The following is a 9,580-nucleotide window of genomic DNA, read 5'->3' as shown; positions in this document are numbered from 1 at the left end:
GCGGATGGCTCCCATTTTGCTCGTGAACGCCTGATGGCCTTCACACTTTGGCACCCAGATGCCGTGAGCGGGAGCCATCCACCTCATCTGTTATGCGATCAAAAGCGGACATCGCGGCATCGACATCCAGTGCTTAGTGTACCTGGACGGTGTAGGTATCGACGTCAGATCGACCGTTCGGAAACGTTCTTTCGATTACGAACCTATCGGTGCCGTGAAAACCTCGAACTGATGTGTAGTCGACTTGAAGGCTCGGTATGACTTTCCCAATGCAATGGTCGGTCGGATTAAGGCGATTCCCCAGCACCCGGTCGACGACGCGCTTTCGCGATAAGGTTCCGTGTTCCGGCTTGGTCACCACCCTCACGATGCCACCTCGCTCCCGACAATCCGGCTCCCGATTCCAGTACCGATACATCCTCGTCGTTGTGCCAGACTCGGCTTGTCGCTCGAACTGCCAAGTACCGGCAATGCTCGACCCCGATAAAGCCGATGAAATCGCCAAAGCCAAAACCCCTACCCGATGCATGATCCGTTCCTCCCCGAGGAGAGCGTACCCCACCGCAAAAATTGGTGCCATGCATGAGTCCGAATCTGGCACGAAACGGACATGCAGTTGCGGATACTTTGGGAAGAAATTCTAAAGCGGGGCCGGACGATCGAGGTCGTCGGCGAACCCGTGCGCGTGCCGTCGAACTTCGTTCGCGGATACAGTTCCCTGCCGGTTCGCGTTTGCGCCTGAAGGCGTTGCATCAATGATCATCAACGCGTCCGTCCGCGCGCGGGCTACCTCAGGGCGACGCTGGAACGGACACCAAAGCTTCATCGACTTGCCCGGCCGACGTCGGACAACAATCGGTGAGAGCGACGTCCGAGCGGGGTGTGGTCCCTCGACGCGTCGCCGCGAACCGCTCAGCCGTGCTTCACCATCGGGCACGCGCTGTCGCTCAGGGGGCGCGCCGCTCCCTCGGCCGGCACCGTGGCGAGCAGTTTGAGATAGTCGAAGGCATATCTGGATTCCGAGGGCTTCTTCACCTGCAGCAGATAATAAGGCCGCATCACACGCCCATCCTCGCGCACCGTGCCCTTGGTGTAGAAGTCATCGATCGGAAGCTCCTTCATCTTGGCAACAACCTTGGTAGCGTCGGTCGTGCCGGCCGCCGCCACCGCCTTGAGGTAGTGCAATGTCGCGCCGTAGGTCCCGGCATGGATCATGCTTGGCGGCTTCCCGTTGTTGCGGGCTAGGAATCGTTTGGTCCAGCCGCGGGTCGCGTCGTCGAGGTCCCAGAAGAAAGTCTCGGCCGCGGTCAAGCCCTGCGCCGCTTCGAGGCCAAGCGCGTGGGTGTCGGGAAACTGCAGCAGGAGCGCCGCTACGCGCTGGTCGCCGCTGCGGCTAAGGCCGAATTCCGCGGCCTGTTTGATCGCGTTGATGGTGTCGCCGCCGGCGTTCGAGAGAGCGACGATCTTCGCCTTCGAGGCTTGCGCCTGCAGCAGATAGGACGAGAAGTCGGCGGTATTGAGCGGATGCCGCACGGCCCCCACCACCTTGCCACCGGCGGCCGTGACAAACGCTGAGGTGTCGCGCTCGAGGGCGTGCCCGAATGCGTAGTCGGCGGTGATGAAAAACCAGCTATCCCCACCCTGCTTTACCAACGCCTGGCCGATCGTCGCCGCAAGCCCGTAGGTGTCGAAGCTCCAGTGCACGCCGTGCGGCGAACAGGCTTTCCCGGAGAGATCCGAGGTGGCGGCGCCGGTGTTGATGTCAATGGCGTCGTGCGTACGCGTCACCTCGCGCACGGCGAGCCCCACGGCCGAATTTGGAATGTCGAGTATGGCCGTGACGCCTTCGGTCTCGATCCATTGCCGTGCGATGTTGGCGCCGATGTCGGGCTTGTTCTGGTGGTCGGCGAAGATGATCTCGATCGGCCGGCCCAGCACCTTGCCGCCGTAATCCTCGACCGCCATACGTGCGGCGTGGACCGAGCCCATGCCGGTCAGGTCCGCATATAGTCCCGTCTGGTCGTTGAGGACACCGAGCTTCACCGGCTGCTGAGCGACCGCGGCGGTGGTCAGCCCCGCTCCCCACAACATGAGCGCAAGCACGGCGATAACGTTGCGACGCATGAGAATCCTCCCTTGCCGTAGCGACCGCTGAATGCCGGTCGTGTTAGCGCGATGGTACAGGAGAAGAGCATCACTGCAAAGCGGGGCGATGGCTTTTGCTCCCGCGCCGTGCATCAGCGCAGCATGACAGGGTGGTGAGAGCCATTAATCTCTCCGCGCTGCCGATGGATTTGGCGGCGCATTGCGGATCAGCAGGCACCTTTAAAGTTGACGGCGCCAAAGGTACAGCTCGCGGCCTGCCGTTTCTAATGCTGGCTAACGTGGATCGGTCCGGCTCGATAACTGCCGCGACCGAAAGACGCCGATGGGACAGTGTGGTCACCCGCATTGGCAACACCCTTGGCACAACTCGGTGACCTACGCCTAATCCGGGAAGCCAATTCACCTCGGCAGTGGAGCACGACCCTCCGATGAGTTAAGTGATGTGACAGAGCCGCAACCGCGGAACTTAAAGTCCGCTGCCAAGCCCAGCACGGCCTTAACGTTCCTTCGACTTGGTGATAAACTGGTAATTTGCCCAAGATCATTTCTGTTAATGTCGATTGCGATCGCCGATCAACCCCACCGAAAATAATTTGAGCGATACACAAACACCAGGTACCGGCAACACCGCGCGACAAGCGCCGCAGGGCAGCTTGCCTGTTCTTGGCCTGTCGGCATTAGGCATCGTGTTCGGCGATATCGGAACCAGCCCGCTATATACCTTCAAGACGATCCTGAATGTTACCGACAAGGCGCCCCAGGCCGGCGTCGTATTGGGCGCGCTGTCGCTTGTGCTCTGGACTCTCTTCCTCATCACCACGGTAAAATATGTCTCGTTCGCGATGCGGGTCGACAATGACGGCGAAGGCGGCATCCTCGCTTTGATGGCGCTGCTCGGAGTGAAGAAGCAACACCGGCCGACGATCATCGCCGTCGGCTTGTTCGGTGCAGCGCTGATCTACGGCGATGGAGCGATAACGCCGGCGATCTCGGTACTATCGGCCCTCGAGGGGTTGAACATGGCGACCCCCGCCTTCCAGCCCTATGTCGTTCCCGCTGCGGTCGCCATTTTGTTTGTGCTGTTTGCGATCCAGTCACAGGGAACAGCGAGGATCGGCCACTTCTTTGGCCCGGTAATGCTGATCTGGTTCGTTAGCATCGGGTTGCTTGGAATCTCAGGCATCGTGCGCCATCCCGCGGTATTCGCCGCACTCAATCCGTTCTATGGTCTATCCTACCTTTTTTCGAACGGCGCGACGGGTTTTCTGGTGTTGGGCGCGGTCTTCTTGTGCGTGACAGGCGCCGAAGCGCTCTACGCCGATATGGGTCATTTCGGAAGGCGGCCGATCCGGCTGGCGTGGTTCGCAATCGTGTTCCCGAGTTTGATCCTGAATTATGCCGGTCAGGCCGCACTAGTGCTCGAGGGAACACCGACAGATGGCAATATCTTTTTTCGCCTCTGTCCGGCGTCACTTCTGATCCCGCTTGTCGTGCTGGCCACGATCGCAACGATCATCGCCAGCCAGTCGATCATTACCGGCGCATTCTCGATGACCCGGCAGGCAATCCAGCTAGGTTGGTTGCCGAGGCTGCAGATCAAGCAGACATCGTCGGAGGGTTACGGACAAATCTATGTCGGCGCGGTCAACTTCCTGCTCATGATCGTGACGATCGGGCTGACCATCGGCTTCGGCAAATCGGACAATCTCGCCGCCGCCTATGGCATTGCCGTATCGTTGACCATGCTGATGACGTCGGCGCTGCTGTTCATCGCGATGCGCGAAATCTGGAACTGGAACCTGTTGGCGGCCGGAAGCGTTGCAGCGTTTTTTCTGGTGATCGACGGCGCCTTCTTTCTGGCCAATCTCACCAAAGTCGCCGAGGGAGGATATGTACCTCTGATCCTCGCGATCTCGGTCTATGCGGTGATGTGGATCTGGCACCGCGGGGCCGCGGCCGTGATGGTTCGAATGCATGAATCGCTGATCCCGATTCCGGAATTCATGGCAGATATCAAATCCAGGAATATTCCGCGCGTCCCCGGCACGGCGGTGTTTCTGACCCGCACCGAGCAGGATACGCCGCCGGTGATGGTCTGGCACGTCAAGCACAACCGCGCCCTGCACGAGCATCTGTTCGTCCTGCGCCTCGAAATACTGCCCGTCCCCTGGCTCGCATCGCAGCAGCGGATTACGATCACGGAAGAGGCGCCGAATTTCTGGCGGGCCGAGGCGCGCTACGGCTTCATGGAGCGTCCGCATATCCCCGAACTGCTGATGACCACCAAATCGCTCGGATGCACGATCGACCTTGACGATGTCACCTACTATGTCGGCCACGAGACCGTCGTCGGCCGCGAAGACGGCAGAGGCCTGCCGGCCTGGCAGGAGCAGTTCTTCGCCCTCATGGAGCGCAACGCGATCCACATCAGCGACTTTCTTAGCCTGCCAACCGACCAGGTTGTTGAGATCGGGCGGCAGGTCTCGATCTAGCTTCATCCAGGCGTCTGCGAAGAGGCTCCAGATATTTTTTTGGAATGTGTTGCCAAAAAACCGCAGGTTGGCGTGCCGAAACCGCCGTTTTACGGCATTGCTTTTGGTGCCCGAAACAACAGTCTCGGCGGGCGACTTTCCTTTTTGAGATGGGATCGGTACTGGCCTGTTGGTTTTGCCACGCCCAGGGCTTGCCTCGCTGCGTCCGTTGCGAAACAATTGGACGGGACTGTTGTGCGGGGGCGCAAGGATGAGTAAGCCGGATCCGGGGTTTGATTTCGACCGCTATCGGAAACTTCTGGCTGAGGCTACCGATGAGCCGAAGCGGGCCGCCCTCATCGAATTGTTGGTGGCGGAAGGGGCCCGGACCAAACTGGCGGCTTTACGTAGTGGTATCGGCGGCGAACGAATTTCCGGCTTGCCAAAATTGCCATATGGCAGATTGTAGGGTTGGGTCTGACGGCTGTAGCTGGTAAGGATGACGTGCGAACAATGAGGCTGGCGATGAAATCGAAGCTTTTGGCTGCTGTAATTTTGCTGGCGGTGTCCGGGCCGTCATTCGCGGCAGATCAGCCCGTCGACACGTATCGCCAGCACGCGGCGCAGGACGAAATCTACCTGCACAATTACGGGCCGCCCGACTTCTATCCGGGAACAAACATTCCGCCCGATCGCGTCGTTTACCCCGAGACCGGCCGTCCCTACGGAATCTATGACGGATTCGATCCGCATTGCGGACAATCGTCGGCTAACTATCAGGGCCAGGATGGCCAGCGCCATCCCTGTAACTAGCTGAGCCGCCTGAACCAAAGCGCCTCGATTTTGTCCGTGCACCGCGGACAGTCGCCAGTTTTGTTTTTGCGGCGCGCAACAGACCACGTACGTCCGGCTATTTCGACGCCGCGTCCTTTGATAGCATCGCGATGGCCTCCTGCACCGTCGTCATGAATTGCGCCGGGAAGATGATGGTGGAATTCTTCTCGACCGAGATTTCCGCCATCGTCTGCAAGGTACGCAGCTGAAGGGCTACGGGGTGCTGCGTGATGATATCAGCCGCCTCGCCGAGCTTCACCGCCGCCTGGTATTCGCCTTCGGCGGCGACGATCTTGGCGCGACGCTCGCGCTCGGCCTCGGCTTCCTTTGCCATCGCCCGCTGCATGTTGTCGGGTAGCGTGATGTCCTTGATCTCCACGGCGGTAACCTGGGTACCCCAGGGTTCCGTGTGCAGGTCGATGACGTTCTTGATCTGGTCATTGATGCTCGCGGTATCCGAGAGCAACTGATCGAGGCTGAACCGGCCGACCACGTTGCGCACGGTGGTCTGGCTGATCTGGTTGATGGCGTTATAGACGTTCTCGATCGCGATCACGGCTTTTTCCGGATCGGTAATGTGATAGTAGGCCACCGCCGCGATATCGATCGAGACATTGTCCTTGGTGATGATCTTTTGCGAAGGAATTTGCATGGTGACGGTACGCAGCGACACCCGCGTCATCTGCTGGAAAGGGACGAAGATCAAGGTCAGCCCCGGCCCCCGCACGCCTGCAAATTTGCCGAGCAGAAACACCACGCCGCGCTCGTATTGTTTCAACACCCGAAGCGAAACGATGATGTAGGCGCCTACCAGTATGACGAGAAAGGATATCCAGCCCATGGTGTCTCTCCTTCGGTTGTCAGCCAGACTCTAAGACCCGACCGATTTCTTCATGTGAACGACCCCGCCCCATGTGGCGTGCTGCTCACGCTGGAATTCTTCAAATCCGCGATGCGCATAGAACGAGATGTTCGTGGAAAACATCGCGTTGGTATATAGTCTCAACTCGTTCAATCGAAGCGACCGCGCGATGGTCTCGGCATGCCCGAGCAGCAAACCGCCAATGCCCTTGTCGTGCCACTCCGGCAATACCGCGACATTTTCGATGAGCAGATACGAAGATTCAGGGATGACCTCAATCAGCGCAACCGCCTGACCCTCCTGTTCCAGGAGATCGATGACATGGTCGATCACAGCCTGCTCGTAATTCGCCGTCATCGGCTTCGGTTCCCGGCCTATCACCGGAACCCACTTCGCGTAGGCTGCCCGAGTGATCTCTCGCACGGTACTGGCGTCTGCGGGGGTCGCTTGTCTGAAGTACTGCTTCTGCATCGGTGCATTTCCGTGTCGGGCGACCCGCTTCGATGTTAACATCACCGAAGAATGTCTCAACCTCATTCATGCCGTCCAGGCTGCACGGGCGATGCTTCATGAAGTCGTTTCACGATCGATCTGGAACAGCGAACTGCCTCCTTGCAACGATCGCGTTGATATCCGGGTAATGACGCAACGCAGGATGTCATCGCTCGTGCGATTGAATTCCTGGCAACGGGGAGTTGGTCGTCGGGTGACTACCGGAAAGCGCTACCAGACCAGCGGTATCAGACGATACCGCACCTGATTCTGGTACTGTAAGTAGCCCGGCAGATTCCTTGCCAGGAATCTTTCCTCGTCGAGCAATCTCCAGATCAGCACAGGTATGATCGCGACGAGGACGAGAATGCCCCACCATGAACCGAGCGCAATCGGTACGCCCAGAAGCATGACGAGGCCTCCCGCATACATCGGGTGCCTTACCAGCGCATACGGACCCGTCGATATCACTGTCTGGTCGGGAGCCAATTGGATGGTTGCGGCGCTAAAGCTATTTTCCCTGAAAACGAAAAAGATGGCGAGCCAGCCGAGCCCGACAAGGACGTCTCCCGCCAGGGCGGCAAGCGGTAGCATATGAGACCACGAGAAGCGGTGGTCCAGTGCGGGAATAACAATGAGGCCAATGAACCCGGCCGACGCGATCGACATGATAATTTTTTGAGCGGGCTCGTTCTCAGCGAACGGGCCGCCCTTCATCCGACGCTGCAAAAGCGCAGGATCCTTTTTCATAAGGTAGAGGGTAATCGCGAGCGACGACACGAAATATACCGCCAGGAAAGTCCACGCCTGCCAATAGTCGAGCGACCCCGCCGAAACAAACAGCAGCGCCGCCATTACAAGAGGAAGGATCGCAAGGCTGCCGAGCGCTTTCACATTCAGGATATTCATCCTGTCATTGTAACATGCGCCCGCAACTTCACTGCTGCTTTTCCCAGAATGACAGCAGGCCCTGCGAGGCGGAGCCCCCGATCACGCAGGGGATGCCGATCGCAACCTGGCCAAGCGCCGCCGCCGAGACGCAACCCAGCGCAACCGCGCCGACGCCGACCTGCCCCCAGAAGTCCAGGTTGCGCCGGCTCTCCGAGCCCTTGGTCTTGAGCTCCTCCATCGCGGCCAGCGCATCCTTGCGAACGGCAGCGAGTTGCACCGTATCGGCGGCCTGGACCACCTCGGTGAGCGGCACCTTGATCAGTGCCGGGTGCCGCGCAAGCTCGCTACGGAGAAACTCGCGCAATCCTGCATCGCGAACCGCGTAGCTCGCCAGCGTATACCGCGCCATGCTGCCGACCGTCAGCTTGTCGACGGTGTCGCGGCTTTTGGCCCAGGGCAGCATCTGGATGATGCGCTGGATCGGAGCGTGGGAGCCGGTCGCGAAATAATATCCCCACAGGGTATCCAGCAGATCCTGATTGCTGGCGAAGGTGAGCGTGGTCTGCAACGGCTTGTCGTCCTTGGCAAAAGGATTGCGCGTAAAGACACCGCGCAATTTATCCAGCGTGCCGGGCTTGGTCTCCTCCAGCGGGATGTCGATCAAGGTCGGCAGCGAGCCTGCAAGGTAGCTGTCGATCATCACCCTGCGTCCCGGCATCCGCGGGGCGATTCTGCGCAGCAAGTTTCTCCAGTCGGGCAGTCCCGAATAGGCGATGGCGCGGACGATCACCCATTCGTCCTCCGCCGGGACAGGAAAGAAACTGTTGACGAGTTGCTCGGCCTTGGCGGGATTCGACCCGATCGCGCCGGCGATGAAGCCGAGATAGATGCCGGAATTCTCCGGCTCCTTGAAGGTTTGCGCATGGAACAGCACGCGCACGGCGGCGGGGATATGGGCATAGTCCGGTTTGGCCCGGTAATTGTAGATCCATTGCTGGACAACGCTGAGCGAGGTGCGCGGATCGATCTCCGCGGCAGGCGTTGCGCCCGCGGGCGGGGTCAGGACAAACAGAGCGATGACGAGAGCTACGTAACGCATGTGATGCTCCAGGAAGCGCGTTCTCGCATGCGAAGGTCGCGAGCCGCGAACGTTTTTAGCGCTTTACGGCTAGCGGGCATTTGAAGCGGCTATGCGACAATTCTGGGAAGGCGCGGTTCGGCGCTGCGTCGAAATTATGGCAAACCGTTAACGCTTAAGCCCGCAACTCACCTTATCCCCGACATTGTTTCGCCCCGCGCAGGCAATTCGATCGCAGCCGGTGAAATGGCAGACAGGCGGGACGTGATCGGGGAATGCATGTTGCCCGGCCGGCGATCGATAGCGGCGGCGCTATTCGTGGCTGCGCTCGGGCTGATTTCCAGACCAGCGAGCGCGACGGAGGCCGGCGCGCAGGTGCGCGGCGTCGACGCGCGAGCGCGCGCCGCGATCGACATACAGGGCAATCGCCGCATCGACGCCGACACCGTGCGTTCGTATTTCCATGCCGGGCCGGACGGGCGATATGACACCTCGGCGCTCGATGCGGCGCTCAAGGCGCTGCTGGCGACGGGTCTCTTTAGCAATGTTGCGATCAACCGCGCCGGCGAGCGGCTGATCGTTCGTCTGACCGAAGCGCCGGTGCTCGACCGCGTCGCTTTCGAAGGCAACAAGAAAATCAAGGACACCGAGCTTGCAGCCGCGGTCGAATCCAAGCCGCGCGGCACGCTGCAGCGCGCCGTGGTGCAGGCCGACGTCGGCCGCGTCATGGAGGCCTACCGGCACGTCGGGCGCGATAATGTCAGTGTGGTGCCGCAGATCGTCAACCACGGTAACGACCGGGTCGATCTCATCTACGTGGTGACGGAAGGCGGCAAGACCACGGTC

At 59.9% G+C, this 9,580-nt stretch carries 9 protein-coding genes and 1 pseudogene; 5 read left to right on the top strand and 5 right to left on the bottom strand.

Annotation, left to right across the window (positions count from 1 at the left end; all coding sequences use genetic code 11):
• Window positions 1-607: 607 nt before the first annotated feature.
• Window positions 608-742 (top strand): annotated as a pseudogene (locus E7813_RS08815) (cytochrome P450); the annotation flags it as partial.
• A 170-nt stretch (window positions 743-912) separates the two neighbouring features.
• Here E7813_RS08815 and E7813_RS08810 read toward each other — a convergent pair.
• A complete protein-coding gene (locus E7813_RS08810; protein ID WP_291572893.1) occupies window positions 913-2,124 on the bottom strand; it encodes an ABC transporter substrate-binding protein in 1,212 nt (403 codons plus the stop codon).
• 575 nt (window positions 2,125-2,699) lie between these two features.
• On the opposite strand from E7813_RS08810, the gene E7813_RS08805 reads away from it, so the two are divergent.
• From E7813_RS08805 to E7813_RS08795, 3 genes are all read left to right on the top strand, one after another.
• Window positions 2,700-4,598: a KUP/HAK/KT family potassium transporter gene (locus E7813_RS08805; RefSeq protein ID WP_291572890.1), complete on the top strand. Its 1,899-nt coding sequence runs from the start codon at window positions 2,700-2,702 to the stop codon at window positions 4,596-4,598.
• 250 nt (window positions 4,599-4,848) lie between these two features.
• Entirely contained in the window at window positions 4,849-5,046 is a 198-nt protein-coding gene (locus E7813_RS08800; protein WP_291572888.1) for a hypothetical protein, read from the top strand.
• A 56-nt stretch (window positions 5,047-5,102) separates the two neighbouring features.
• A complete protein-coding gene (locus tag E7813_RS08795) occupies window positions 5,103-5,390 on the top strand; it encodes a hypothetical protein (protein ID WP_291572886.1) in 288 nt (95 codons plus the stop codon).
• A 97-nt stretch (window positions 5,391-5,487) separates the two neighbouring features.
• Here E7813_RS08795 and E7813_RS08790 read toward each other — a convergent pair whose 3' ends face one another.
• The 4 genes from E7813_RS08790 to E7813_RS08775 all read right to left on the bottom strand — a co-directional run bounded on the left by E7813_RS08790 (window position 5,488) and on the right by E7813_RS08775 (window position 8,755).
• Window positions 5,488-6,252, bottom strand: a complete 765-nt coding sequence (locus tag E7813_RS08790; protein WP_291572884.1) for an SPFH domain-containing protein — start codon at window positions 6,250-6,252, stop codon at window positions 5,488-5,490.
• 30 nt (window positions 6,253-6,282) lie between these two features.
• Window positions 6,283-6,744, bottom strand: a complete 462-nt coding sequence (locus tag E7813_RS08785; RefSeq protein ID WP_291572882.1) for a GNAT family N-acetyltransferase — start codon at window positions 6,742-6,744, stop codon at window positions 6,283-6,285.
• Window positions 6,745-6,996: 252 nt separating this feature from the next.
• Entirely contained in the window at window positions 6,997-7,674 is a 678-nt protein-coding gene (locus E7813_RS08780) for an isoprenylcysteine carboxylmethyltransferase family protein (RefSeq protein ID WP_291572880.1), read from the bottom strand.
• 28 nt (window positions 7,675-7,702) lie between these two features.
• Window positions 7,703-8,755: a hypothetical protein gene (locus E7813_RS08775; RefSeq protein ID WP_291572878.1), complete on the bottom strand. Its 1,053-nt coding sequence runs from the start codon at window positions 8,753-8,755 to the stop codon at window positions 7,703-7,705.
• A gap of 225 nt (window positions 8,756-8,980) precedes the next feature.
• Between E7813_RS08775 and E7813_RS08770 the strand changes: the two genes are divergently transcribed.
• A partial coding sequence (locus tag E7813_RS08770) for a POTRA domain-containing protein (RefSeq protein ID WP_291572876.1) occupies window positions 8,981-9,580 on the top strand: 600 nt, incomplete at its 3' end.

The sequence above is a fragment of the Bradyrhizobium sp. genome, from assembly GCF_004799405.1.
Lineage (GTDB): Bacteria > Pseudomonadota > Alphaproteobacteria > Rhizobiales > Xanthobacteraceae > Bradyrhizobium.
The sequence above is the reverse complement of the archived record's forward strand: the minus strand, read 5'-3'. Positions and strand labels throughout refer to the sequence as shown.